At 55.4% G+C, this 25,259-nt stretch carries 20 protein-coding genes and 1 pseudogene; 13 read left to right on the top strand and 8 right to left on the bottom strand.

The window, feature by feature from the left end; genetic code table 11:
* Nucleotides 1-146 precede the first annotated feature (146 nt).
* The 3 genes from glyS to IPZ49_RS16120 all read right to left on the bottom strand — a co-directional run bounded on the left by glyS (nt 147) and on the right by IPZ49_RS16120 (nt 3,603).
* Nucleotides 147-2,216 (bottom strand): glycine--tRNA ligase subunit beta, encoded by a 2,070-nt coding sequence (glyS, locus tag IPZ49_RS16130; protein WP_022649741.1) that lies wholly within the window; start codon nt 2,214-2,216, stop codon nt 147-149.
* A 9-nt stretch (nt 2,217-2,225) separates the two neighbouring features.
* On the bottom strand, nt 2,226-3,137 hold the full coding sequence (gene glyQ, locus IPZ49_RS16125) for a glycine--tRNA ligase subunit alpha (protein WP_003860141.1): 912 nt from the start codon (nt 3,135-3,137) through the stop codon (nt 2,226-2,228).
* A gap of 160 nt (nt 3,138-3,297) precedes the next feature.
* Complete coding sequence (locus IPZ49_RS16120) at nt 3,298-3,603, bottom strand: YsaB family lipoprotein (protein ID WP_022649742.1); 306 nt, start codon at nt 3,601-3,603, stop codon at nt 3,298-3,300.
* Between the two features lie 184 nt (nt 3,604-3,787).
* Here IPZ49_RS16120 and IPZ49_RS16115 point away from each other — a divergent pair, with 184 nt between their 5' ends.
* Nucleotides 3,788-4,783, top strand: coding sequence for an acyltransferase (locus tag IPZ49_RS16115; RefSeq protein ID WP_058677323.1), 996 nt, complete (start codon nt 3,788-3,790; stop codon nt 4,781-4,783).
* Nucleotides 4,784-4,835: 52 nt separating this feature from the next.
* On the opposite strand, the gene xylB is transcribed toward IPZ49_RS16115, so the two are convergent.
* Nucleotides 4,836-6,290, bottom strand: coding sequence for a xylulokinase (gene xylB, locus IPZ49_RS16110; protein WP_063147023.1), 1,455 nt, complete (start codon nt 6,288-6,290; stop codon nt 4,836-4,838).
* Between the two features lie 59 nt (nt 6,291-6,349).
* Nucleotides 6,350-7,672, bottom strand: a complete 1,323-nt coding sequence (gene xylA / locus IPZ49_RS16105; RefSeq protein ID WP_026080557.1) for a xylose isomerase — start codon at nt 7,670-7,672, stop codon at nt 6,350-6,352.
* 371 nt (nt 7,673-8,043) lie between these two features.
* Here xylA and xylF point away from each other — a divergent pair, with 371 nt between their 5' ends.
* The 4 genes from xylF (at nt 8,044) to xylR (ending at nt 13,022) form a co-directional block, all read left to right on the top strand.
* A complete protein-coding gene (xylF, locus tag IPZ49_RS16100; protein WP_022649746.1) occupies nt 8,044-9,036 on the top strand; it encodes a D-xylose ABC transporter substrate-binding protein in 993 nt (330 codons plus the stop codon).
* Between the two features lie 72 nt (nt 9,037-9,108).
* Nucleotides 9,109-10,650 carry a xylose ABC transporter ATP-binding protein gene (locus IPZ49_RS16095; RefSeq protein ID WP_063147024.1) on the top strand — a complete coding sequence of 514 codons (1,542 nt, stop codon included), beginning with the start codon at nt 9,109-9,111 and terminating at the stop codon, nt 10,648-10,650.
* On the top strand, nt 10,628-11,809 hold the full coding sequence (gene xylH, locus IPZ49_RS16090) for a xylose ABC transporter permease XylH (protein WP_003860151.1): 1,182 nt from the start codon (nt 10,628-10,630) through the stop codon (nt 11,807-11,809). The genes IPZ49_RS16095 and xylH overlap by 23 nt, the downstream gene beginning before the upstream one ends.
* A gap of 34 nt (nt 11,810-11,843) precedes the next feature.
* Nucleotides 11,844-13,022: a D-xylose utilization transcriptional activator XylR gene (gene xylR / locus IPZ49_RS16085; RefSeq protein ID WP_038416899.1), complete on the top strand. Its 1,179-nt coding sequence runs from the start codon at nt 11,844-11,846 to the stop codon at nt 13,020-13,022.
* A 35-nt stretch (nt 13,023-13,057) separates the two neighbouring features.
* On the opposite strand, the gene IPZ49_RS16080 is transcribed toward xylR, so the two are convergent.
* Complete coding sequence (locus IPZ49_RS16080; protein ID WP_022649749.1) at nt 13,058-13,882, bottom strand: protein bax; 825 nt, start codon at nt 13,880-13,882, stop codon at nt 13,058-13,060.
* A 313-nt stretch (nt 13,883-14,195) separates the two neighbouring features.
* Between IPZ49_RS16080 and IPZ49_RS16075 the strand changes: the two genes are divergently transcribed.
* The gene (locus tag IPZ49_RS16075) at nt 14,196-16,226 is read left to right on the top strand and encodes an alpha-amylase (RefSeq protein ID WP_063147025.1); all 2,031 of its coding nucleotides are present in this window, start codon (nt 14,196-14,198) and stop codon (nt 16,224-16,226) included.
* A gap of 241 nt (nt 16,227-16,467) precedes the next feature.
* Nucleotides 16,468-17,721, top strand: a complete 1,254-nt coding sequence (gene avtA, locus IPZ49_RS16070) for a valine--pyruvate transaminase (protein WP_022649751.1) — start codon at nt 16,468-16,470, stop codon at nt 17,719-17,721.
* Nucleotides 17,722-17,728: 7 nt separating this feature from the next.
* Here avtA and IPZ49_RS16065 read toward each other — a convergent pair whose 3' ends face one another.
* Together IPZ49_RS16065 and yiaJ are read right to left on the bottom strand one after the other, a co-directional pair.
* Nucleotides 17,729-18,184, bottom strand: coding sequence for a 4Fe-4S dicluster domain-containing protein (locus IPZ49_RS16065; RefSeq protein WP_063147026.1), 456 nt, complete (start codon nt 18,182-18,184; stop codon nt 17,729-17,731).
* Nucleotides 18,185-18,187: 3 nt separating this feature from the next.
* Complete coding sequence (gene yiaJ, locus IPZ49_RS16060; RefSeq protein WP_015572751.1) at nt 18,188-19,006, bottom strand: IclR family transcriptional regulator YiaJ; 819 nt, start codon at nt 19,004-19,006, stop codon at nt 18,188-18,190.
* 224 nt (nt 19,007-19,230) lie between these two features.
* On the opposite strand from yiaJ, the pseudogene yiaK reads away from it, so the two are divergent.
* The 6 genes and pseudogenes from yiaK (at nt 19,231) to ulaD (ending at nt 25,257) form a co-directional block, all read left to right on the top strand.
* Nucleotides 19,231-20,229 (top strand): annotated as a pseudogene (gene yiaK / locus IPZ49_RS16055) (3-dehydro-L-gulonate 2-dehydrogenase).
* Nucleotides 20,230-20,239: 10 nt separating this feature from the next.
* Entirely contained in the window at nt 20,240-20,707 is a 468-nt protein-coding gene (locus IPZ49_RS16050) for a YhcH/YjgK/YiaL family protein (protein WP_045308999.1), read from the top strand.
* Between the two features lie 26 nt (nt 20,708-20,733).
* Nucleotides 20,734-21,660: a DUF4862 family protein gene (locus IPZ49_RS16045; protein ID WP_023298859.1), complete on the top strand. Its 927-nt coding sequence runs from the start codon at nt 20,734-20,736 to the stop codon at nt 21,658-21,660.
* A gap of 45 nt (nt 21,661-21,705) precedes the next feature.
* Nucleotides 21,706-23,025, top strand: a complete 1,320-nt coding sequence (locus tag IPZ49_RS16040) for an MFS transporter (protein WP_063147027.1) — start codon at nt 21,706-21,708, stop codon at nt 23,023-23,025.
* 76 nt (nt 23,026-23,101) lie between these two features.
* Nucleotides 23,102-24,607 (top strand): FGGY-family carbohydrate kinase, encoded by a 1,506-nt coding sequence (locus IPZ49_RS16035; protein WP_063147028.1) that lies wholly within the window; start codon nt 23,102-23,104, stop codon nt 24,605-24,607.
* A complete protein-coding gene (gene ulaD / locus IPZ49_RS16030) occupies nt 24,604-25,257 on the top strand; it encodes a 3-keto-L-gulonate-6-phosphate decarboxylase UlaD (protein WP_063147029.1) in 654 nt (217 codons plus the stop codon). Before IPZ49_RS16035 ends, ulaD begins: the two co-directional genes overlap by 4 nt.
* Nucleotides 25,258-25,259: the final 2 nt, after the last annotated feature.

Below are 25,259 nucleotides of genomic sequence, written 5' to 3'. Positions count from 1 at the left end.
AAGGCGGCAAGCGAGCGAATCCCGATGAGCTTACATTAGTAAGTGATTCGGGTGAACGAGCGCAGCCAACGCAGTTATGGCGCCATTGGCGAAGAGAGACAGTTTAGTTGCCGTTCTTCCCGCCTGTCAGGGGCGGGTTTTTTACATTATTGCAGCAGCGAAATATCCGCCACGCGCAGGAACAGCTCACGCAGTTTCTCAAGCATCGAGAGACGGTTAATACGCAGCTCTTTATCTTCCACATTCACCATCACCTTCTCGAAGAAGGCATCGATGACATCACGTAGCTCCGCCAGCTCCACCAGTGCTTCCTGGTAGCGACCTTCCGCGAAATACGGCTCCAGCTTGTCGCGTAGCACCACAACCTGCATCGCCAGAGAAATCTCTTCCGGCTCTTTCAGGGTTGCAGCGTTTACGCGTTCGTTCAGCGTCTCGTCGGATTTCGCGAGGATGTTGGATACACGCTTGTTGGCCGCGGCCAGCGCAGACGCCGCTTCCAGCGTACGGAAGTGGGATACCGCCTTCATACGCGCATCGAAATCTGCCGGACGGGTCGGACGACGCGCCAGCACCGCCTGAATGGTATCAACGGAGTAACCTTCGTCCTGATACCACGCACGGAAACGACCGAGCATAAAGTCGATAACATCATCCACAACCTTCGCGTTGGTCAGCTTATCGCCGTACAGACGGACCGCTTCTTCGGTCAGCGTTTGCAGATCGAGATTGAGGTTCTTCTCTACGATGATGCGCAGCACGCCCAGCGCAGCACGACGCAGCGCAAACGGGTCTTTGTCGCCTTTCGGATGCTGACCGATACCGAAGATACCCGCCAGGGTGTCCATCTTATCGGCAATCGCCACGGCGCAGGCAACCGGGTTAGACGGCAGATCGTCACCGGCAAAGCGCGGCTGATACTGCTCGTTCAGGGCCACAGCCACGTCTTCCGCTTCGCCGTCATGACGCGCGTAGTGCATGCCCATCACGCCCTGGGTGTCGGTAAATTCGAACACCATGTTGGTCATCAGGTCGCACTTGGAGAGCAGGCCCGCGCGGGTAGCGTGGTTAACGTCGGCGCCAATTTCACGGGCAATCCAGCCGGACAGCTCCGCGATACGGTCAGTCTTGTCGCGCAGCGTACCCAGCTGCTGCTGGAAGAGTACGGTTTGCAGACGCGGCAGGTTATCTTCCAGACGTTTTTTACGGTCGGTGTTGAAGAAGAACTCGGCGTCCGCCAGACGTGGACGCACCACTTTCTCGTTACCGGAGATAATCTGGCTCGGATCTTTCGATTCGATGTTCGCGACGAAGATGAAGTTTGGCAGCAGCTGGCCGTCGTTGGCGTAAACCGGGAAGTACTTTTGGTCACCCTTCATGGTGTACACCAGCGCTTCAGCCGGAACGGCCAGGAATTTCTCTTCGAATTTCGCGGTCAGCACAACCGGCCATTCGACCAGAGAGGTCACTTCTTCCAGCAGGCTATCGCTCAGATCGGCATTACCGCCAATTTTGCGCGCCGCTTCTTCGGCGTCAGCTTTGATTTTGGCTTTACGCTGTTCGTAGTCAGCAATGACCTTACCGCGCTCCAGCAGGATCTGCGGGTACTGATCAGCATTGTCGATGGTGAACTCCGGCTCGCCCATAAAGCGGTGGCCGCGGATCACGCGATCGGACGCCACGCCCAGAATGGTCGCCGGAATAACGGTATCGCCCAGCAGCAGGGTCACGGTGTGAACCGGACGCACAAAGTGAACGTCAGACGCGCCCCAGCGCATCAGCTTAGGAATCGGCAGCTTAGCCAGCGAGGTCGCAATCATATCTGGCAGCAGCGCTTCCGCGCTTTCGCCTTTCACATGGGCACGATACAGCAGCCATTCACCTTTGTCGGTGGTCAGACGTTCGGCCTGATCGACGGTGATACCGCAGCCGCGCGCCCAGCCTTCAGCCGCTTTGCTCGGCTTGCCTTCCGCGTCGAACGCCTGGGCAATGGCCGGGCCACGTTTTTCAACTTCGCGATCCGGCTGGGACGCCGCCAGGTTTGCCACTTTCAGCGCCAGACGACGCGGCGCAGCAAACCACTCAATTTTACCGTGCGCCAGGCCAGCGTTATCCAGCTCAGCAGTGACGTTCGCAGCGAAAGATTCAGCCAGGCTGCGCAGGGCTTTTGGTGGCAGCTCTTCAGTGCCGATTTCCACCAGGAAAGTTTTCTCAGACATGGCCGCCTCTTATTTGTTTCGGTTGCACATCGGGAAGCCAAGGGCTTCACGGGACGCGTAGTAAGCTTCAGCAACGGCTTTGGTCAGGGTACGAATACGCAGAATGTAGCGCTGACGTTCAGTCACGGAGATCGCTTTGCGGGCATCCAGCAGGTTGAAGCTGTGGGCAGCCTTCAGAATACGCTCGTAGGCAGGCAGAGGCAGCGGAGTCTCCAGCGCCAGCAGCTGCTGGGCTTCTTTCTCGTACTGCTCGAAGCAGGTGAACAGGAAGTCCACGTCCGCGTATTCGAAGTTATAGGTGGATTGCTCCACTTCGTTCTGATGGAACACGTCGCCGTAGGTGGTTTTACCCAGCGGGCCGTCACTCCAGACCAGGTCGTAAACGCTGTCTACGCCCTGAATGTACATGGCCAGACGTTCCAGACCATAGGTGATTTCGCCGGTGATCGGTTTACATTCCAGACCGCCAACCTGCTGGAAGTAGGTGAACTGGGTCACTTCCATGCCGTTCAGCCACACTTCCCAACCCAGACCCCAGGCACCCAGCGTTGGGTTTTCCCAGTTATCTTCCACGAAACGAATGTCGTGAATGGTCGGATCCATACCCAGCTCTTTCAGTGACCCGAGGTACAGTTCCTGAATATTGTCAGGTGATGGCTTAATCACCACCTGGAACTGATAGTAGTGCTGCAAACGGTTCGGGTTTTCGCCGTAACGGCCATCGGTCGGACGACGGGATGGCTGAACATAGGCGGTCGCCATTGGCTCTGGCCCTAACGCGCGCAGGCTGGTCATCGGGTGTGAGGTGCCTGCGCCAACTTCCATGTCCAAAGGTTGAACAATGGTGCAGCCCTGACGAGCCCAGTAATCCTGTAAGGTCAGGATCAGGCCCTGGAAGGTCTTGGTATCAAACTTTTGCATAGTATTTCGTGCTGGATACGTGTGGTTTTAAATGGAAGGGATCAGTATACCCGCTGGCTGCAAGATATACAGTACGAAACGGGGTTGTTTAGGGAAAATTGGGGAATAAGCCCTACAGCCAGAACCTGCGAAGGCTCTGGTTGCTGCTTATACGAGCAATTTAGCGCATTGAGAGATGTAAAAACTGGCCGTCTGCATCAAAAGAGCAGACAAAGCCCTCTTTACGCGCCGTATAGCCTTTCAGTTCATAGCTGCCCTGAAAGCGCTCGAAGCCGTTAATATGAATTTTCTGTGCTTCGGAATTATAGCGGTGAGCCGCCTGATCCCTGCACAGCTGTTCCATATTCAGGGAACGCTCCGGGCTCATTTTCCCCTGCTGCGCTTTTTGGACTGGAGCCTCCTGAGAAGCACTGCACCCTGCTAATAAAAGCAGCAGAAAGAGTGACGCCCCACGCTTCATCATCATTTTTATTACCGCCCTGGTCAGTGGCTGTTATTTTTAGTAGCAACACGTTTATAGATTAATGTTCAACATTCTGCGAATCTCGCCAGCTCCCGACAAGACAGCCTGGCTAAACTCAGAATTTTCCAAGGGAAAAGTTTTACGCAATCGCAGTCACACTTTCTTTATCAGGAATACAGAGGAACTGATGCAGTCAAAAATTAACTGGATTGATAACCTGCGGGGAATAGCCTGTCTGATGGTGGTGATGATCCACACTACGACCTGGTATGTCACGAACGCGCACAGTATCAGCCCTGTTAACTGGGATGTCGCCAATATTCTGAACTCAGCCTCACGCGTGAGCGTCCCGCTGTTCTTTATGATTTCCGGTTTTCTCTTTTTTGGCGAGCGTAGCGCGCAGCCGAGACATTTCATCCGTATTGTCTCCTGTTTGCTGTTTTACAGCGCCATTTCGCTGCTCTATATCATCCTGTTCACTTCAATTAATGCTGAACGTTCCCTGCTCAATTTGTTGCAAAAACCAGTGTTCTATCATCTGTGGTTTTTCTTCGCGATAATGGTTATCTATCTGGTTTCGCCGTTAATTCAGGTAAAAAACGTTAGCGGTAAAATGCTGCTGGCCTTGATGGTAATAATCGGGATCGTGGCAAACCCGAATACCGTCTCACAGAAAATTGATGGCTTTGAATGGCTGCCCGTTAACCTCTATATCAACGGCGATACGTTTTATTACGTGCTGTACGGCATGCTGGGGCGCGCCATCGGCATGATGGAGACGCAAAAGAGAGGAATAAACTGGCTTTGCGCGGCAGCATTTATCGCCGGTGTGTTTATTATCTCTCGAGGGACGCTGCACGAGCTGCAATGGCGCGGAAACTTTGCCGATACCTGGTATCTCTACTGCGGGCCGATGGTCTTTATCTGCGCGGTTTCGCTGCTGACTCTGGTTAAAAACACCCTGAATACCCGCCCGCTTCCGGTGCTGGGGTTTATCTCTCGCCACTCGCTGGGCATTTACGGTTTTCACGCGCTGGTGATCCACGCCCTGCGCACCCGCGGCGTTGAGCTTAAAAGCTGGCCGGTGCTGGATATTGTCTGGATATTTACCGTTACGCTGGTTGTCAGCCTGCTGCTCTCAATGCTGCTGCAACGCATCGATACACGCAGGTTTGTGAGCTAACCCGGTTGAAGGCTGGCAGGCCGGGTAAGCGTTAGCGCCACCCGGCTCCTGTTTATGACATTAGCGGTAAAAGCTGCTGATAGATTTTGCGGAAAACGTCTCGTCTTTCAGCGTAGCGAGCATGATTTTTCGCATCAGGACGATGCTGCTGTTCAAGCGGCAACTGGGGCAAAAGCTGGGGCAGTGGTTTATCCCGGTTCAGCGCAATTTGCGCCAGCCGTGCCGCACCGAGCGCCGGACCAACATCTCCCCCAGTACGATAGTCCAGCTGCAACCCGCTGATATCAGAAAGCATTTGCCGCCAGTAGCTGCTTCGTGCCCCGCCGCCAATTAACGTAATGCTGGATGGCGTCAAGCCACAGTCATGCACGACATCCATGCCGTCCGCCAGCGCATAGCCGACCCCTTCAAGCACCGCGCGTGCCAGCTCTGCCGGGCCGTGCTGATGGGTAAGGCCGAAGAAGACCCCTTTCGCTTCCGGGTTGTTATGCGGCGTCCGCTCGCCTGAAAGGTACGGTAAAAACCAGACCGCACCGACAGTATCATCCGCCTGCTGTGCCGCTGCGATAAGCGCCGGGACGTCCGCCATTCCGGTCAGCTTTGCCGCCCAGTCGAGGCAGGATGCCGCGCTCAGCATCACCGACATCAAATGCCATTTATCCGGCAACGCGTGGCAGAAGCTGTGTACGGCGCTTTCAGGGTTACTACGATAGCCGTCACTGACCGCAAAATAGACGCCGGAAGTGCCGAGCGAGAGCATGGCCTGTCCTGTCTCCACCATCCCCACGCCGACCGCACCCGCCGCATTATCGCCGCCGCCGGCAACGACAGGTACGGCTGGCATATTCCAGCGTTCAGCAACAGAAGGCTGCAAAGCGCCCGTGATATCACTGCCTTCAAACAGCGCAGGCATATGATCGCGCGTCAGCTGGCAGGCATCCAGCATCGCTTCGCTCCAGTCCCGTTTCGCCACGTCGAGCCACATCGTGCCCGCGGCGTCAGACATGTCGCTGGCAAAATCCCCCGTCATGCGAAAACGCAGGTAGTCTTTCGGCAACAGAACCTTCGCCACCTGACGAAAAATCTCAGGCTCATGGAGCTGCACCCACAGGAGTTTTGGCGCGGTAAAACCGGGCATCATCAGATTGCCCGTAATCTCGCGGGACGCAGGCACACGCTCCTCAAGGATCGCGCACTCTTCCGCACAGCGGCCATCGTTCCAGAGAATAGCCGGGCGCAGAACGCGATGCTGGCTATCCAGCAGCGTGGCGCCATGCATTTGCCCGGCAATGCCCAGCGCTTTCACGTCGCGCAGGCTGTGCTGCTCACCTAAGGCTTTCATCGCGCGGTCCGTCGCCTGCCACCACTGCTCCGGATCTTGTTCCGACCAAAGTGGCTGCGGGCGTGAAACCTGCAACTTTTCAGTCTGCGTGGCTAACACATCGCCCTGCTCGCTTAACAGGATGGCTTTCACCCCCGACGTGCCAAGATCGATCCCGATATACATGTGGTGACTCCTTTGACAGAAATGCCCGGCGGCGCTGCGCTTACCGGGCATGAATGCTGTTATTTATCGAACAGGTAGTGATTGACCAGGTTTTCCAGCAGTTCCTGATGGCCGCTCTGATGCTGCGGTGCCAACTGATGCTGTTCAGCGTACTTCGCGATCTCCGCAAGCGATAACTGACCTTTCAAAATTTGCTGGCCCAGCTCACTGTTCCAGCCGCTGTAGCGCTTCGCCACGCGCTTATCCAGCTCACCGTCTTCAATCATACGGGCCGCCACCTTCAGCGCCAGCGCCATGGTGTCCATCGCGCCAATATGCCCGTAGAACAAATCGTATTTATCGGTGCTCTGGCGACGCACTTTGGCGTCGAAGTTCAGGCCGCCGGTGGTGAAACCGCCCGCTTTGATGATTTCGTACATCACCAGCGCATTCTCTTCGACGCTGTTCGGGAACTGGTCGGTATCCCAGCCCAGCTGCGGATCGCCGCGGTTCGCATCCACCGATCCGAAGATGCCCAGCGCAATCGCAGAGGCGATTTCGTGATGGAACGAGTGGCCCGCCAGCGTGGCGTGGTTAGCCTCAATGTTCACTTTGATCTCTTTTTCCAGACCAAACTGCTTCAGGAAGCCATACACGGTGGCGACATCGTAGTCGTACTGATGCTTGGTTGGCTCCTGTGGTTTTGGCTCAATCAGCAGCGTACCGCGGAAGCCGATTTTGTGCTTGTGGTCCACAACCATCTGCATAAAGCGCCCAATCTGCTCACGCTCCTGGCGCAGGTCAGTATTCAGCAGCGTTTCATAGCCTTCACGACCGCCCCAGAGAACGTAGTTCTCACCGCCCAGCTGATGCGTGGCGTTCATCGCAGTCACGACCTGGGTTGCCGCCCAGCTGAAGACTTCCGGGTCCGGGTTGGTTGCCGCGCCCGCGCCATAGCGAGGGTTGGTAAAGCAGTTAGCCGTACCCCAGAGCAGCTTCACGCCGCTTTGCTGCTGTTTTTCAGCCAGCACGTCGACCATCTGCGCAAAATTGTTCAGATACTCTTTCAGCGACGCCCCTTCCGGCGACACGTCCACATCGTGGAAACAGTAGTACGGCACGTTCAGCTTATGGAAGAACTCGAACGCGACGTCGGCTTTACGCTTCGCCAGCTCAATGGCCTCGCCCGGCTGTTGCCATGGACGGTCAAAAGAGCCCACGCCGAACATATCGGCACCGTTCCAGCAGAAGGTGTGCCAGTAGCAGGCGGCAAAGCGCAAGTGATCTTCCATGCGCTTACCCAGCACCAGCTCATCCGGGTTGTAGTGACGAAATGCTAAAGGATTGGTCGTTTTCGTGCCTTCGAAACGAACGCGATCGAGTTGGTCGAAATAAGCTTGCATATTGAGCTCCATAATCAGGGTATGCGGCGTGGTCTTGCTTCTGGAGTAATAGTGAATAGACATTGGAGGTTGCTCAATTACGTTATTTCACACTGCTATTGAGAGAATGCGCAATTGTGCGCTGGCTCGCAAAATAATGTGCAGACAAACTATTTTTCGGCGCGCATTCCAGAATCAAATGTAATTAATAGGTTACGCTTTTTAAAATCCGATCGCGGTCATAAATTCAGAAATAAACCAAATATCGTAATGAGAAGATAAAAATCTGTAATTGCCAGCAGGCCTTTCCACGTTAAAAATTTGCTGCGTCTCAGCAGTGAATGTTTCTTTTATCTCAGCTACACATACCCCTACAAAAAGGCCTAATAATTATGAAGATAAAGAACCTGACCCTAACGCTCTGCACTACTCTCCTGCTTGCAAGCTTTGCCGGCCACGCCAAAGAAGTCAAAATCGGCATGGCGATTGATGACTTACGCCTGGAGCGCTGGCAAAAAGATCGCGATATCTTTGTTAAAAAAGCGGAATCTCTCGGTGCGGAGGTGTTCGTTCAGTCCGCTAACGGCAACGAAGAGACGCAAATGTCGCAAATTGAGAATATGATCAACCGTGGCGTCGATGTGCTGGTCATTATCCCGTATAACGGCCAGGTATTAAGCAACGTGGTGAAAGAAGCAAAACAGGAAGGCATAAAAGTCCTGGCTTATGACCGCATGATTAATAATGCGGATATTGATTATTATATTTCGTTCGACAATGAAAAGGTGGGTGAATTACAGGCTAAAAGCTTGATCGCAAAAGTGCCTCAAGGGAATTATTTCCTGATGGGCGGCTCGCCTGTGGATAACAACGCCAAACTGTTCCGTCAGGGACAAATGAAAGTGCTGAAGCCGTATATCGACGAGGGCAAAATTAAAGTCGTCGGCGACCAGTGGGCTGACGGCTGGTTACCGGAAAACGCGCTGAAAATTATGGAAAACGCGTTGACCGCAAATAACAACAAAATCGATGCAGTGGTGGCCTCTAACGACGCCACTGCGGGGGGCGCCATTCAGGCGCTGAGCGCGCAGGGTCTGGCCGGGAAAGTCGCTATTTCCGGACAGGACGCCGACCTTGCGGGTGTAAAACGCATTATCGCGGGTACCCAGACTATGACGGTCTATAAGCCCATTACCGAGCTTGCCAATACGGCCGCCGAAATTGCCGTTGAGCTGGGAAATGGCCAGCAACCTAAAGCAGACGCGACGTTAAATAACGGCCTGAAAGACGTGCCAGCTCGCCTGCTTACCCCTATCGAAGTCAACAAAGAGAATATTGACGCCACGGTGGTGAAAGACGGTTTCCATAAGAAGAGTGAACTGTAATCCAGCGCAGCCCCTGCCCGGCGGGGGCGCATCGACCTGCCCTGTTCATCTGTCGGGCTATGCGGAGCAGTTATGTCTTATTTACTTGAAATGAAAAGCATCACCAAAGCCTTCGGGGCGGTGAAAGCGGTCGACAACGTAAGCCTGCGGCTGAACCCCGGCGAAGTGATGTCGCTGTGCGGCGAAAACGGCTCGGGGAAATCCACGCTGATGAAGGTGCTGTGCGGGATCTATCCGCACGGCAGCTACGAGGGCGAAATCGTCTTTGCCGGTGAGGTGCTTCAGGCCACGCACATTCGTGATACCGAACGTAAAGGCATCGCTATCATTCACCAGGAGCTGGCGCTGGTGAAGCACCTTACCGTGCTGGAAAATATCTTTCTTGGGGTCGAACTCTCGCGCCACGGCGTACTGGATTACGACACCATGACGCTGCGCTGCGAAAAACTGCTGGCCCAGGTGAGTCTCGCTATCTCACCGCATACGCGCGTGGGCGACTTAGGTTTGGGCCAGCAGCAGCTGGTGGAGATCGCCAAGGCGCTAAATAAACAGGTACGCCTGCTGATCCTCGACGAGCCAACCGCCTCGCTCACCGAACAGGAAACCGCCGTTCTGCTCAATATCATCCGCGACCTGCAAAACCACGGTATCGCCTGCATCTATATTTCGCACAAGCTCAATGAGGTGAAAGCTATTTCCGACACCATCTGCGTCATCCGCGACGGGCAGCACATTGGCACGCGTGAAGCAGAAGGCATGAGCGAAGATGACATCATCACCATGATGGTGGGTCGCGAGCTCACCGCACTGTATCCCAACGAACCACACACCATAGGCGAAGAACACCTGCGCGTGGAAAACCTGACGGCGTGGCATCCCGTTAACCGCCACATCAAGCGCGTGGATAACCTCTCCTTCTCGCTGCACCGCGGCGAAATTCTCGGTATTGCGGGTTTAGTGGGTGCCGGAAGAACCGAGGCCGTGCAGTGTCTGTTTGGCGTCTGGCCGGGGCGCTGGGAAGGCAAAATTTATATCGACGGTCAGCCGGTAAAAATCGACAACTGCCAGCAGGCCATTGCCAAAGGCATTGCCATGGTGCCCGAAGACCGCAAAAAAGACGGCATCGTGCCGGTCATGGCGGTGGGAAAAAATATCACGCTGGCGGCGCTCAGCCAGTTTTCCGGCGCGCTGAGCAGCCTGGATGATGCCGCAGAACAGCAGTGTATTCTTCAGTCACTTGCCAGGCTCAAGGTGAAAACCTCCTCGCCGGAACTGGCGATAGGTCGCCTGAGCGGCGGCAACCAGCAGAAAGCGATTCTGGCGCGCTGCCTGTTGCTTAATCCGCGCATTTTAATTCTGGACGAACCCACGCGCGGGATCGATATCGGCGCGAAGTATGAAATCTACAAGCTGATCAACCAGCTTGTGCAGCAAGGGATTGCCGTCATTGTTATCTCGTCCGAATTGCCTGAAGTGCTGGGGCTGAGCGACCGCGTGCTGGTCATGCATGAAGGGAAACTCAAAGCCAACCTGAACAACCAGAACCTGACGCAAGAGCAGGTGATGGAAGCTGCCTTAAGGAGCGAACGCCATGTCGAAAAGCAACCCGTCTGATATCAAAGTCGCTGTTCCGACGCCCGGTGCGTTCGCAGGACTTAAATCGCTGAATCTGCAAGTTTTTGTAATGATTGCCGCCATTATCGTCATCATGTTGTTCTTTACCTGGATGACCGATGGCTCCTATTTGAGCGCACGTAACGTCTCTAACCTGCTGCGTCAGACCGCCATCACCGGGATCCTGGCGGTGGGGATGGTCTTTGTGATTATCTCAGCGGAAATTGACCTGTCGGTAGGGTCGATGATGGGTCTGCTCGGCGGCGTGGCGGCAATTTTTGACGTCTGGCTCGGCTGGCCGCTGCCGCTGACGATTGCGGTCACGCTGGTACTGGGTCTGCTGCTGGGTGCGTGGAACGGCTGGTGGGTGGCCTACCGTAAAGTCCCGTCGTTTATTGTCACCTTAGCAGGGATGCTGGCCTTCCGCGGTATTCTGATTGGGATCACCAACGGCACTACCGTATCCCCGACCAGCGCCTCGATGTCCCAGATTGGCCAAAGCTACCTCTCTGATGGCGTCGGTTTTACGATCGGTGTGGTTGGGCTGATGGCGTTTGTCGCGTGGCAATGGCGAGGACGCATGCGTCGCCAGGCGCTGGGGCTGGCCTCGCCTGCCTCAACCTCGGTTGTCGGCCGTCAGGCGCTTACTGCGGTGATTGTGCTGGGGGCCATCTGGCTGCTAAACGATTATCGCGGTGTCCCAACGCCCGTTCTGCTGCTGGCGCTGTTGCTGTTAGGTGGGATGTTTATGGCCACACGTACCGCATTCGGTCGCCGTATTTATGCTATCGGCGGCAATCTTGAAGCCGCGCGTTTATCTGGTATCAACGTCGAGCGCACCAAACTCGCCGTCTTTGCCATCAACGGCCTGATGGTAGCCATCGCGGGGCTGATCCTCAGCTCGCGACTGGGTGCGGGTTCCCCGTCTGCCGGTAATATTGCCGAGCTGGACGCCATCGCCGCCTGCGTGATTGGCGGGACCAGCCTCGCCGGAGGCATTGGCAGCGTGGCGGGTGCGGTGATGGGCGCATTTATTATGGCTTCGCTGGATAACGGGATGAGTATGATGGACGTGCCGACGTTTTGGCAGTATATCGTCAAAGGGGCCATTCTTTTGCTGGCAGTCTGGATGGACTCTGCCACCAAGCGGCGCGCCTGAGAACCGTATCGTGACTAATTTGGGAAAGTGAGCCATGTTTGAAAAGCGTCACCGCATTACGTTGTTATTCAATGCCAACAAAGCCTATGACCGTCAGGTGGTTGAGGGGGTTGGTGAATATTTGCAGGCGTCGCAATCCGAATGGGATATTTTCATCGAAGAAGATTTCCGTACCCGTCTGGAGAACATCAAAGACTGGCTGGGAGACGGGGTTATCGCTGACTTTGACGACCCCGTGATTGAACAGTTGCTGAGTGGCGTCGACGTACCTATCGTGGGCGTTGGCGGCTCTTACCATTCAGCGGAACATTACCCCCCCGTTCACTACATCGCCACGGATAACCATGCCCTGGTTGAGACCGCCTTCCTCCATTTAAAGGAGAAAGGCGTCCATCGTTTTGCGTTTTACGGATTGCCCGCCACCAGCGGAAAGCGCTGGGCGATGGAGCGTGAGTATGCCTTCTGCCAGTTGGTTGCCCAGGAGAAGTATCGCGGCGTCGTTTATCAGGGGCTGGAAACCGCGCCAGAAAACTGGCAGCACGCACAGAATCGCCTGGCTGACTGGCTGCAAACGCTGCCGCCCCAGACAGGGATTATCGCCGTGACGGACGCCCGCGCCCGCCACGTATTACAGGTGTGCGAACATTTGCATATTCCTGTGCCTGAAAAGCTGTGCGTGATTGGTATTGATAACGAAGAGCTTACGCGCTATCTGTCGCGCGTGGCGCTCTCATCCGTGGCGCAGGGTACCCGTCAGATGGGCTATCAGGCCGCAAAGCTGCTGCACAGACTGTTAGACAACGAATCCCTGCCGCTCCAGCGTCTGCTGGTTCCGCCCGTTCGCGTGGTCGAGCGTCGCTCAACTGACTACCGTTCCTTAAACGATCCGGCCGTGATTCAGGCGATGCACTACATTCGCAATCATGCCTGCAAAGGGATTAAGGTCGATCAGGTGCTGGATTCGGTCGGCATTTCACGTTCGAATCTGGAGAAGCGGTTTAAAGAGGAAGTCGGTGAGACGATCCACGCCGTGATCCATGCGGAAAAGCTGGAGAAAGCGCGCAGTCTGCTGATCTCCACCTCGCTGTCGATCAACGAGATTTCACAGATGTGCGGCTATCCGTCGCTTCAGTATTTCTATTCGGTGTTCAGGAAAGAGTATGACACCACGCCGAAGGAGTACCGGGAACGGTACAGTGAAGTCCTGCTCTAGAAAAAAGAACGCCTTCCAGTGGAAGGCGTTTTTTATTACATATGTGCGGCAATCAGACGCTGGTTATCCTGGTACATGGAGAACAGGTAGTTGTTGTAGCGCTGTCCCTGGGTGGAATAACCTTTCAGCTTGTGGATCATCGCCGTGGCCGTCACTTCCTGATCCGCCTTACGCAGCTGCGCGCGTGACTTACGGAACGAAGAGTAGGCCGGGTGGGTGTTCAGATTCACCACATAGGCATTCACGGAATCTTTCACCGATTCAAACTGTGAATAGCCCTTCACCTTGCCGGGTGCATTAGTGCAACGACCTTTTGCGCATTTCATGCCAAACAGATTGTTGTTGTTGCGCGCCAGCTTCGAGGTGCCCCAACCGCTTTCGGCGGCGGCCATTGTCGCGACCATACTGCCTGGAATAATGTCCACACGCTCTAACAGAGTGTTCCACGGCACACGACGCGTGTTCCCGCTCCACTTCACTTTATAGCGTTTGGCGATGTCTTTCAGGCGAGTGCGCTCAGACGGCGACCAGCGGCTATCGTACTGTTTGGCGATCAGCCAGTTACGATCCGCAGTAATCGCGGCATTTTGACTTTTAATGTAAGGCATTACCGTCCGGAGAAACGCTTTTTTCCTTGGTGTCCCGGAAGGGTATTTTCGCAAATCAGGAAGTGAACTACTCTTTGCACTATTGCGAGAATACTCTTGTTTACTGCTAACCTTACTGCTTGTCGTCTTTATTACGTGGGCTTTCTTACTCGTTGTATCCGTGTGCGTCTTTGCAAGCACCTCACCTGAAAATGCCATGGTGAGTAACATGAGTATCGCGGCCCCATATCGTCGAATGGGAGTCGATATCATTAGGTCTCCTGGTCGGATATAAGCATTCCAACACCTTATTTTCTTCAAAATTTGAGAGCGGAATCTCAAATCGTACCAAAAATAGTCTTCAAGAGCACGTCTATAAATAGTCCAATTCCGAAACTATGTCATCCGGAACATGCTCATTAAAGCACCAACACTGGAAAAATGTGCGCGATATCGCAGATAACTGCCTAATTTTGCGCGGGATCACTCATCCCTACGCGTCCTCCTGGCAGAAAGCCTCAGAGGAGGAGTTTTTCCCCTGAGCCGAATGGCACACTGGTCAAAAATGCCGCGACAGGAAAATGGAATGAAACGCACTGCATTAGCTGTTCTGATGTTACCCGCATTCGCGCATGCCGACTGGTCATCGCCGGGATTTGACGCATTCAACGCTGAAGGTACCGGCGTCTTTACCAGCCAGGCAACGCTTGCGAAGGGTACCCGTCCACTGACGTTGAGTCTTGACAACGCGTGCTGGCAGCCGACAAAGGCCATTAAGCTCAACGAGATGCTGTCGCTCAAACCGTGCGAAGGCACGCCACCGCAGTGGCGATTATTCCGTGACGGCGTTTATCAGATGCGTATTGATACGCGCTCTGGAACGCCGACGCTGATGCTGACGGTACAAAGTGCGGCGCCACAGCCTGTCGCAAACGTTACCCGCCAGTGCCCGAAGTGGCACGGCAAACCGCTCACGATCGACGTCGTTAACACGTTCCCGGAAGGCACGGTGGTGCGTGATTTTTACAGCAAACAGACCGCGACCGTTCAAAATGGCAAAGTGACTCTTCAGCCAGCCGCCAACAGCAATGGCCTGCTGCTGCTTGAGCGCGCCGAAACGGACAAACCCGCGCCGTTCAGCTGGCAAAACGCCACCGTCTATTTCGTGCTGACCGATCGCTTCGTGAATGGCGACCCCACCAACGACAACAGCTATGGCCGCCATAAAGATGGTATGCAGGAGATAGGTACTTTCCACGGCGGCGATCTGAAAGGGCTTACCAGCAAACTGGATTACCTTCAGCAACTGGGCGTGAATGCGCTCTGGATAAGCTCCCCGCTGGAGCAGATCCACGGCTGGGTTGGCGGCGGCACCAAAGGGGATTTCCCCCACTACGCGTATCACGGTTATTACACCCAGGACTGGACGAAACTCGACGCCAACATGGGCAACGAAGATGATTTACGCCAGCTTGTCGACGACGCACACAGGCGTGGTATCCGCGTCCTGTTTGACGTTGTCATGAACCACGCGGGCTATGCGACGCTTGCAGATATGCAGGAATATCAATTTGGCGCACTCTATTTACAGGGAGATGAGCTGAAAAAAACGCTCGGCGAACGCTGGACTGACTGGAAACCAGGCGCGGGTCAAAGCTGGCACAGCTTCAACGATTACATCAACTTCAGTGACAAAGCCGCATGGGAAAAATGGTGGGGTAAAAAATGGATCCGTACCGATATCGGTGATTACGACAACCCGGGCTTTGACGACTTGACCATGTCCCTGGCCTTCCTGCCGGATCTGAAAACGGAATCAAAAACCCCGTCAGGTTTGCCGAACTTTTATCAACACAAGCCCGACACCAACGCGAAAGTGATGACGAATTTCACGCCGCGAGATTACCTGACCCACTGGCTTAGCCAGTGGGTACGTGACTACGGCATCGACGGTTTCCGGGTCGATACCGCCAAACACGTTGAGCATGAAGCCTGGCAGCAACTGAAAGACCAGGCCAGCCAGGCGCTGGCCGCGTGGAAGGCAGCCAACCCGGACAAAAAACTCGACGATGCGCCGTTCTGGATGACCGGTGAATCCTGGGGCCACGGCGTGATGCAGAGCGATTATTACCGCCACGGCTTCGATGCGATGATCAACTTTGACTATCAGGAGCAGGCGGCGAAAGCAGTGGACTGTCTGGCAGATATGGATTTGACCTGGCAGCAAATGGCAGAAAAGCTGCAAAGTTTTAACGTGCTGAGCTATCTCTCCTCCCACGATACGCGTCTGTTCCGTGAAGGGGGTCAGCGCGCCGCTGAGTTACTGCTGCTGGCGCCGGGAAGCGTGCAGATCTATTACGGCGATGAATCAGAGCGTCCATTTGGCCCGACAGGCTCCGATCCGCTACAGGGAACCCGTTCGGATATGAACTGGCAGGACGTCACGGGTAAACAGGCGTTAACTGTCGCCCACTGGCAGCTTCTGGGGCAGTTCCGCGCCCGTCATCCGGCGGTGGGTGAAGGCAAGCAAACAACGCTGTCAATGAAAGAAGGCTACGGCTTTGTGCGCGAGCACAAGGGCGATAAGGTGATGGTGGTGTGGGCGGGTAATCAGTAGAACAGCCCCCTCACCCTAATCCTCTCCCCTAAGGGGCAAGGGGATTGCACGGTGCGGTCTTTCACCCTCGCCCCTTTGGGGAGAGGGCCGGGGTGAGGAGACATTCATCAGAACGATTCACTGCAATAATCCCTCTCCACCATACAAAACAACAAATCCGACCACATCCGCCGATTTGCACCAACACGGTGCTGGCGTTATGGTTACTGCCTTTCATATTAAGCCCGACAGATCACCTGCTATGACGTTTTCACAATTCGGCGACAAATTTACCCGCCATTCAGGCATTACCCGCCTGATGGAGGACCTCAACGACGGGCTGCGCACCCCAGGCGCTATCATGCTTGGCGGTGGAAACCCGGCTCAAATTCCGGAGATGAACACCTACTTCCAGACGCTGCTGGCAGACATGCTGGAAAACGGTAAAGCAACCGATGCGCTATGTAATTACGACGGCCCTCAGGGTAAAACAGAACTACTGACGCTTCTGGCGACAATGCTGCGGGAAGCGCTGGGTTGGGATATCGAACCACAGAACATTGCACTGACAAACGGCAGTCAGAGCGCGTTTTTCTACTTATTCAATCTGTTCGCCGGACGCCGCGCCGACGGCACCACGAAAAAAGTGCTGTTCCCGCTGGCACCGGAGTATATCGGCTATGCCGATGCCGGCCTCGAAGAAGACCTGTTTGTTTCCGCACGTCCGAATATCGAGTTGTTGCCAGAGGGCCAGTTCAAATATCACGTCGATTTTGAACATCTGCATATCGGTGAAGAGACGGGCATGATCTGCGTATCTCGTCCCACCAACCCGACGGGGAACGTGATCACCGACGACGAGCTGATGAAGCTGGATGCGCTGGCGAATCAGCACGGCATCCCGCTGGTGATCGATAACGCCTATGGCGTACCGTTCCCGGGTATCATCTTCAGCGAAGCGCGTCCGCTGTGGAACCCGAACATCATCCTCTGCATGAGCCTCTCCAAGCTGGGCCTGCCGGGCAGCCGCTGCGGCATTATCATTGCTAACGAGAAAATCATCACCGCCATTACCAACATGAACGGCATTATCAGCCTTTCGCCTGGCGGCATCGGCCCGGCGATGATGTGCGAGATGATCAGGCGTAACGACCTGCTGCGCCTGTCGAATGAGGTGATTAAGCCGTTTTACTCTCAGCGCGTTCAGGAAACTATCGCCATCCTTCGCCGCTACTTACCGGAGGAACGCTGCCTGATCCATAAACCGGAAGGGGCAATTTTCCTGTGGCTGTGGTTTAAGGATCTGCCCATTACGACAGAGCTGCTTTATCAGCGTCTGAAAAAGCGTGGCGTGCTGATGGTCCCGGGGGATTACTTCTTCCCGGGTCTGGATAAGCCGTGGCCGCATACGCACCAGTGCATGCGCATGAACTACGTCCCGGACCCGGAAAAAATCGAAGCGGGTGTGAAAATTCTCGCCGAAGAGATTGAGAACGCCTGGCGCGAGGCCGGTTAATAAAACCTCAGGCCAGATTACGCAGCCGTTCCGCGCGTAGTCTGGCGGGTTCTATGCAGCGCAGCGCGTGGGTGGGACAGGCTTCGACGCAGGCGGGACCGCCCTCGCGATGCATGCACAAATCACATTTCAGCGCCTGAACGCGATCTCCCACAACCCGAACCTGCATTGCCCCGAACGGGCACGCCACCGTACAGCTTTTGCAGCCGATACAGCGAGCCTGCTCAACGAGCCAGGCTCCCGCAGCACGGTAAATGGCCCCCGTCGGGCAGACATTCGCGCAGGGCGCATCTTCACACTGGTGGCAGCCCACGGCCGTGGTGAAGGTTCCCCCCTTAACCACGCGGATACGTGACGTAAACGCTTCTGGCGTGGCGCTGCTTTGATGCGACATCATGCACGCCACCTCACAGGTGCGGCACCCGATACATTTTTCAGGATCCGTCAGAATAAATCGGTTCATCAGTTACGCCTCGCGCACGTTAAACCCCAGTTCTTTCGAGATAGCTTCCGCCGTGTCACGCAGCGGTTTTAACAAGTTTTTCTCGCCCACCTGCTTCATGCGCGACGTCGACAGCGAAATGGAGATGGCATAGGGCACGCGCCCGTGAATATCAAAGACCGGCACAGCGATACATGACACACCCAGCTCGTTCTCTTCTTTATCCATCGCCATACTGTGATCGCGAATTTCCGCCAGCTCATCATACATCGCGCTCAGTTCGGTGATGGTGTTGCGGGTCAAAGGTTGGATCTGTTCCTGGTGGCTTTCCCAGTAGCTCGCCACGTAATCCTGATGACCAAACGCCATATAGATTTTGCCCATCGCAGAACAATAGAGCGGCATATGCTGGCCGATATATGCGCGCGTGCGCAGCATACCGGTTGTCGGCTCAAGCTTATAAATCAGGATCGCATGATCATCTTCACGGCTGGAGAAGTTGACCGTTTCGCCGGTGGCAATGTTCAGCGCCTCGAGGTGCGGCGCCGCCACGTGAATAATATTGAGCGATGAAAGCGCCTTTTGCCCGACGGCGATAAATTTGGTGGTCAGACGATAGCTCCCTGCCGCCGGCGCCGGCGTCACGTACCCGCACGACTGCAACCCCTGCAATAACCGGTGCACGGTGCTTTTATTCAGCCCCGCCAGTTCTGATAAATGCGCAAGCGGACACCCGTTTGGATAGTTACTGAGGATTTCAATCAGCATCAGGCCGCGAAACAAGCTCTGGCTACCTGCTGGCCTCTCTTTTTCTTGCGTCATTTCGCTCTCTTTTATGCTCATCAAATGGCTCCTGTTTATCGCGCCCTGATGGTAGCGCAAAGTGTGGTTTAGTTCACGATCTCAACAGAAAAAACACAACCATTTGATTTTAATCGATTTTGAAAAACGTGAATGTCGTTGATCTGACAAAATTTGATCGCTATATTTGAAATCAGATTTCGCATAGTGAAATTTAGCGATAAAAAAGCACTCGCACTTGCCCCTAAAAAAACAGGAGAACAGGGATGAAAGTGACCTTCGAAGAGTTGAAAGCGGCGTTCAATCGGGTTCTGCTCGATCGCGGTGTAAAAGCGGATACCGCAGACGCCTGCGCCGAGATGTTCGCCCGCACCACGGAGTCCGGCGTTTATTCACACGGCGTCAACCGCTTCCCGCGATTTATTCAGCAGCTTGACGCAGGCGACATCCTCCCTGACGCCTAGCCGAAACGCGTAACGACATTAGGCGCCATCGAACAGTGGGATGCGCAGCGTTCCATCGGCAACCTGACGGCGAAGAAGATGATGGACCGTGCTACCGAGCTGGCGTCCGATCACGGGATCGGCGTGGTGGCGCTGCGTAATGCTAACCACTGGATGCGCGGCGGTAGCTACGGCTGGCAGGCGGCGGAGAAAGGCTATATCGGCATCTGCTGGACCAACTCTATTGCCGTGATGCCCGCGTGGGGATCAAAAGAATGCTGCATCGGCACAAACCCCCTGATCGTTGCCATTCCGTCGAATCCAATCACCATGGTCGATATGTCGATGTCGATGTTCTCCTACGGCATGCTGGAGGTGAATCGCCTGGCCGGACGCGAATTACCGGTCGACGGCGGCTTTGACGATGAGGGCAATCTAACCAGAGAGCCGGGCGTGATTGAGAAAAACCGCCGCATTCTGCCCATGGGCTACTGGAAAGGTTCTGGCTTATCGATTGTGCTCGACATGATCGCCACCTTGCTCTCTGACGGCGCATCCGTTGCGGAAGTGACCCAGGACAACAGCGACGAATACGGCGTATCGCAGATCTTTATCGCCATCGAAGTGAATCGCCTGATCGACGGCCCAACCCGCGATGCCAAACTACAGCGCATCATGGACTTCATCACCACCGCAGAACGCGCTGATGAAAACGTCGCCGTCCGTCTGCCAGGCCATGAGTTCACACGCCTGCTGGAGGAGAACCGCCGCAACGGCATCACGATTGACGACAGCGTGTGGGCGAAAATCCAGTCTCTGTAAGGAGTGGGTCATGATATTCGGACATATTACACAGCCAAATCCATGTCGCCTGCCGCTGGCGATTGAAAAGGCGCTTAATTTTCTGCGTACCACGGATTTCACCACCCTGGCGCCGGGCGTGATCGAAATTGAAGGCCGCAACATTTTTGCCCAGGTTCTCGACCTCACCACAAAGGAACAGCACGAGAACCGCCCTGAAGTCCATCGCCGCTATCTGGATATCCAGTTTTTGGCCTGGGGCGAAGAAAAAATCGGTATTGCTATTGATACCGGGAATAACAAAATCAGCGAATCATTGCTGGAGCAACGGGATATTATTTTTTATCACGACAGCGAACACGAGTCGTTTATCGAAATGATCCCTGGCAGTTACGCCATATTTTTCCCGCAGGATGTTCACCGTCCTGCCTGTATTAAAAACAAGGGATCCGCAATTCGTAAAATTGTGGTGAAAGTGGCCATCAGCGAATTAGATTAATTTTCTGATAAATACAGGAATGCGAAATGACCAACACCGGTTTTATTATTGGTGCGTACCCCTGCGCACCCTCGTTTCACCAGAAAGGGGAGCAGGAAGAACACGCCTTCTGGCGGGAACTTTCCGACACGCCAAATATTCGCGGGCTGGAACAACCTTGCCTTGAAAATCTCCATCCGTTTGGTGATGAATGGCTGTTTCGTCATACGCCGGGCAACTGGCAGATCGTTGTCACAGCCGTTATGGAAACCATGCGCCGCCGCGGCAGCAACGGCGCGTTTGGCCTGGCGTCCGCGGACGAAGAACAACGTAAAGCGTGCATTGAATATTACCGCCATCTGCATCAAAAGATTGATGCCGTTAACACCCGCTTTCCCGGGAAAGTGGTCGCTCTGGAAATGCAGGCCGCACCACAGGCGGGTAATGATTCTGTCGAGCAAGCGACAGAAGCATTCTCCCGCTCGGTAAGGGAAATCGCGAGCTGGGACTGGGGCTGCGATCTGGTGCTGGAACACTGTGATGCGATGAATAGCCCGGCGCCGCGTAAAGGGTTCTTGCCCTTAGAGCAGGTGCTGGAGGTAGTGAGAGAGACCGATATCAGCGTCTGTATCAACTGGGCACGTTCGGCCATCGAAGGTCGCAACACCGCCCTTCCGCTGGAACATGTTCAGGCGGCACTCGCTGCCGGGAAACTGGGGGCGCTGATGTTTTCGGGCACGACCCCTCGCGGTGAGTACGGAGAATGGCAGGATCTGCACGCGCCGTTTTCTTCGTTCTGCGCCGACAGTCTCATGTCCACTGAACATGTAAAAACGCTGTTTACTGCGGCGAGCGCCGCAACATTGAAATTCTCCGGTATTAAATTACTGGAAATAAATGCTAATGCTGACGTCAGCCATCGCATCGCTATTTTGCGCGACGGCATTAGCGCTATGAATAAAGCATCACAATAAAAATAAAGAATACATTTTCCGGTTACCTTCACTGAGATATTAACTATGAATATTTCTTCTAATGCTCTACACGCGGACATTCCGCGCCAGCGCTGGCTAAGGATCATTCCCCCTATTCTTATCGCCTGCATTATTTCCTATATGGACCGCGTTAATATAGCTTTTGCGATGCCCGGCGGTATGGACGAAGAACTGGGCATTTCCGCCACGATGGCGGGCCTGGCGGGGGGGATCTTTTTTATTGGCTATTTGTTCCTGCAAGTTCCCGGCGGCAAAATTGCCGTGCACGGCAGCGGTAAGAAGTTTATCGGCTGGTCGCTGGTTGCCTGGGCGGTGATCTCGGTTCTGACCGGGCTTGTAACCAACCAGTATCAGCTGCTGGTGCTGCGCTTCTTACTCGGCGTGGCGGAAGGCGGGATGCTGCCCGTTGTGCTCACGATGATCAGTAACTGGTTTCCGGATGCCGAGCGCGGCCGCGCCAACGCGATTGTGATCATGTTCGTGCCCATCGCCGGGATCATCACCGCCCCACTGTCGGGCTGGATTATCACCGCTCTCGACTGGCGTTGGCTGTTCATTATTGAAGGTCTGATGTCCGTTGTTGTGCTGGTGCTGTGGGCGTTCACCGTCTACGACCGGCCGCAGGAAGCGCGCTGGATCTCTGAGGCCGAGAAAAACTACCTGGTACAAACACTGGCGGCAGAGCAGCAGGCCATTGCGGGTAAAGAGGTGAAAAACGCCTCGCTCAGCGCAGTGCTGTCTGACAAAACCATGTGGCAGCTGATCGCCCTCAACTTCTTCTACCAGACCGGCATTTACGGTTACACCTTCTGGCTGCCCACCATTCTGAAAGAACTGACGCACACCAGCATCGGCCAGGTGGGAATGCTCGCCATTCTGCCTTACATCGGCGCCATTGCCGGCATGTTCCTGTTCTCTACGCTCTCTGACCGCACCGGCAAGCGCAAGCTGTTTGTTTCCCTGCCATTGATTGGCTTTGCGCTCTGCATGTTCCTCTCCGTGGCGCTGAAAGAGCACACCTGGCTGGCCTATGCCGCGCTGGTGGGCTGTGGCTTCTTCCTGCAATCCGCAGCGGGCGTGTTCTGGACCATCCCGGCGCGTCTGTTCAGCGCTGAGATGGCGGGTGGCGCACGCGGCGTGATTAATGCCCTGGGCAACCTCGGCGGGTTCTGCGGTCCTTATGCGGTAGGCGTACTGATCACCCTATACAGCAAAGACGCAGGCGTTTACTGCCTGGCGGTTTCGCTGGCGCTGGCATCGCTGCTGGCCCTGATGTTACCGGCGAAATGCGATGCCGGAGCAGAGCCCAACCCCACGGTGAACTCGCATAAGCGTGCGGCCTGAGGCCCTCACCTGATTCACTAAACCAAACCGTAGGCCGGGTAAGCGAAGCGCCACCCGGCAATTAAGCGAGAAGAAGATGAGTGAAAAAGAGCCCTTCTGGCTGGGTATCGATTGTGGCGGTACTTATCTGAAAGCCGGTTTATACAACAGCCAGGGCAAAGAAGTCTGTATTGAACGCCGCTCAGTGGCCACGCTCAGCCCACGCGCTGGCTACGCCGAGCGGGATATGCACCAGCTCTGGCAGCACTGCCACAAAACCGTCGCCCTGCTGCTTAAAAATTCAGGCGCTGACGGCGGTCAGATTAAAGGCGTTGGCATTTCAGCCCAGGGCAAGGGGCTATTTTTGCTCGATAAACAGGATCGCCCCCTGGGTAACGCCATACTCTCCTCCGATCGCCGTACGCTGGAGATCGTGCAACGCTGGCAGCAGGACGGTATACCCGAAAAGCTCTATCCGCATACTCGCCAGACGCTGTGGACGGGGCATCCGGCCTCACTCCTGCGCTGGGTTAAAGAGAACGAGCCGCAGCGGTATCAGCAAATCGGCAGCGTGATGATGGCGCACGATTACCTGCGCTGGTGTCTGACCGGAGTCAAAGGCTGCGAAGAGAGCAACATCTCGGAATCCAATCTCTACAACATGAATACCGGGCAGTACGATCAGCAGCTCACGCGCTGGCTCGGCATCAGCGACATTGACGGTGCCCTGCCGCCTATTATCGGTTCAGCAGAAATTTGCGGGGAAATCACCGCTCAGGCAGCCGCACTGACCGGTCTCACGGCGGGTACTCCCGTCGTTGGTGGACTGTTTGATGTGGTTTCCACCGCGATCTGCGCCGGGCTGCATGACGAAAATACGCTGAATGCCGTAATGGGGACCTGGGCCGTGACCAGTGGGATTGCCCACGGCATCCGCGACAACGAGCCGTTCCCCTACGTCTATGGCCGCTATGTCCATCCGCAGCAGTTCATCGTTCACGAAGCCAGCCCCACCTCGTCCGGCAACCTGGAATGGCTGACGGCCCAATGGGGCGAAATGTCATTCGATGAGATTAACCACGCCGTGGCCAGCCTGCCAAAAGCTGAAAGCGATGTGTTCTTCCTGCCTTTCCTCTACGGCAGCAACGCCGGACTGGAGATGACCAGCGGCTTCTATGGTTTGCAGGCGCTGCATACCCGCGCGCACCTCCTCCAGGCGGTTTATGAAGGGGTGGTATTCAGCCACATGACCCACCTCAACCGTATGCTCGAACGCTTTCCCCACGTGCAGACCCTGCGCGTGACGGGCGGCCCCACCCATTCGGACGTGTGGATGCAGATGCTCGCGGACGTCAGCGGCCTGGCGATTGAACTCCCGCAGGTGGAAGAGACCGGCTGTTCCGGTGCGGCGCTGGCCGCGCTCGTCGGTACAGGTCTCTATCCCGATTTTTACGCCGCTCAGCGCGCCCTCAGGCATGACATCCGGATGATTGAACCTGACATGCGTGCCCATGCCGCCTACCAGCGCAAATATCACCGTTACCAGCTACTGATTTCAGCATTACAGGGCTATCACGCCCGTGTTAAGGAGTACGACCTATGAGCCGACCATTATTGCAGCTGGCGCTCGACCACACCTCACTTCAGGCCGCGCAGCGGGATGTCGCGACGCTTTCCGATCACGTCGACATCGTCGAAGCCGGCACCATCCTGTGTCTGACCGAAGGGCTAAACGCCGTTCGCGCCCTGCGCGCTCAGTGTCCGGATAAAATTATTGTGGCGGACTGGAAAGTCGCCGATGCCGGAGAAACGCTGGCTGAGCAGGCGTTTGGCGCAGGCGCAAACTGGATGACCATCATCTGTGCCGCCCCGCTGGCCACCGTTGAACGTGGCCACGAGGTCGCACTGCGCGGCGGCGGCGAGATCCAGATGGAGCTGTTTGGCAACTGGACGCTGGACGACGCGCGCGCGTGGCACCGCATCGGGGTGAAGCAGGCGATATACCACCGTGGACGCGACGCACAGGCCAGCGGCCAGCAGTGGGCCGAGGCGGATCTCAGCAAAATGAAGGCGTTGTCCGATATCGGGCTACAGCTTTCCATCACTGGCGGTATCACCCCCGCTGACCTGCCGCTGTTTAAGCAGATCAACGTCAAAGCCTTCATTGCCGGGCGCGCGCTGGCAGGCGCCGCCAATCCGCCGCAGGTGGCACAAGCATTCCATTCGCAAATCCGCGACATCTGGGGAGAGTAACC

Origin of the sequence: Enterobacter cloacae complex sp. S2, assembly GCF_015159675.1 — a bacterium.
GTDB classification, from domain to species: domain Bacteria; phylum Pseudomonadota; class Gammaproteobacteria; order Enterobacterales; family Enterobacteriaceae; genus Enterobacter; species Enterobacter intestinihominis.
The sequence above is the reverse complement of the archived record's forward strand: the minus strand, read 5'-3'. Positions and strand labels throughout refer to the sequence as shown.

Coding starts and splice junctions, on each gene's coding strand:
- glyS (WP_022649741.1), bottom strand. CDS start 2,216: ATGTCTGAGAAAACTTTCCTGGTGGAAATCGGCACTGAAGAGCTGCCA.
- glyQ (WP_003860141.1), bottom strand. CDS start 3,137: ATGCAAAAGTTTGATACCAAGACCTTCCAGGGCCTGATCCTGACCTTA.
- IPZ49_RS16120 (WP_022649742.1), bottom strand. CDS start 3,603: ATGATGATGAAGCGTGGGGCGTCACTCTTTCTGCTGCTTTTATTAGCA.
- IPZ49_RS16115 (WP_058677323.1), top strand. CDS start 3,788: ATGCAGTCAAAAATTAACTGGATTGATAACCTGCGGGGAATAGCCTGT.
- xylB (WP_063147023.1), bottom strand. CDS start 6,290: ATGTATATCGGGATCGATCTTGGCACGTCGGGGGTGAAAGCCATCCTG.
- xylA (WP_026080557.1), bottom strand. CDS start 7,672: ATGCAAGCTTATTTCGACCAACTCGATCGCGTTCGTTTCGAAGGCACG.
- xylF (WP_022649746.1), top strand. CDS start 8,044: ATGAAGATAAAGAACCTGACCCTAACGCTCTGCACTACTCTCCTGCTT.
- IPZ49_RS16095 (WP_063147024.1), top strand. CDS start 9,109: ATGTCTTATTTACTTGAAATGAAAAGCATCACCAAAGCCTTCGGGGCG.
- xylH (WP_003860151.1), top strand. CDS start 10,628: ATGTCGAAAAGCAACCCGTCTGATATCAAAGTCGCTGTTCCGACGCCC.
- xylR (WP_038416899.1), top strand. CDS start 11,844: ATGTTTGAAAAGCGTCACCGCATTACGTTGTTATTCAATGCCAACAAA.
- IPZ49_RS16080 (WP_022649749.1), bottom strand. CDS start 13,882: ATGATATCGACTCCCATTCGACGATATGGGGCCGCGATACTCATGTTA.
- IPZ49_RS16075 (WP_063147025.1), top strand. CDS start 14,196: ATGAAACGCACTGCATTAGCTGTTCTGATGTTACCCGCATTCGCGCAT.
- avtA (WP_022649751.1), top strand. CDS start 16,468: ATGACGTTTTCACAATTCGGCGACAAATTTACCCGCCATTCAGGCATT.
- IPZ49_RS16065 (WP_063147026.1), bottom strand. CDS start 18,184: ATGAACCGATTTATTCTGACGGATCCTGAAAAATGTATCGGGTGCCGC.
- yiaJ (WP_015572751.1), bottom strand. CDS start 19,006: ATGAGCATAAAAGAGAGCGAAATGACGCAAGAAAAAGAGAGGCCAGCA.
- IPZ49_RS16050 (WP_045308999.1), top strand. CDS start 20,240: ATGATATTCGGACATATTACACAGCCAAATCCATGTCGCCTGCCGCTG.
- IPZ49_RS16045 (WP_023298859.1), top strand. CDS start 20,734: ATGACCAACACCGGTTTTATTATTGGTGCGTACCCCTGCGCACCCTCG.
- IPZ49_RS16040 (WP_063147027.1), top strand. CDS start 21,706: ATGAATATTTCTTCTAATGCTCTACACGCGGACATTCCGCGCCAGCGC.
- IPZ49_RS16035 (WP_063147028.1), top strand. CDS start 23,102: ATGAGTGAAAAAGAGCCCTTCTGGCTGGGTATCGATTGTGGCGGTACT.
- ulaD (WP_063147029.1), top strand. CDS start 24,604: ATGAGCCGACCATTATTGCAGCTGGCGCTCGACCACACCTCACTTCAG.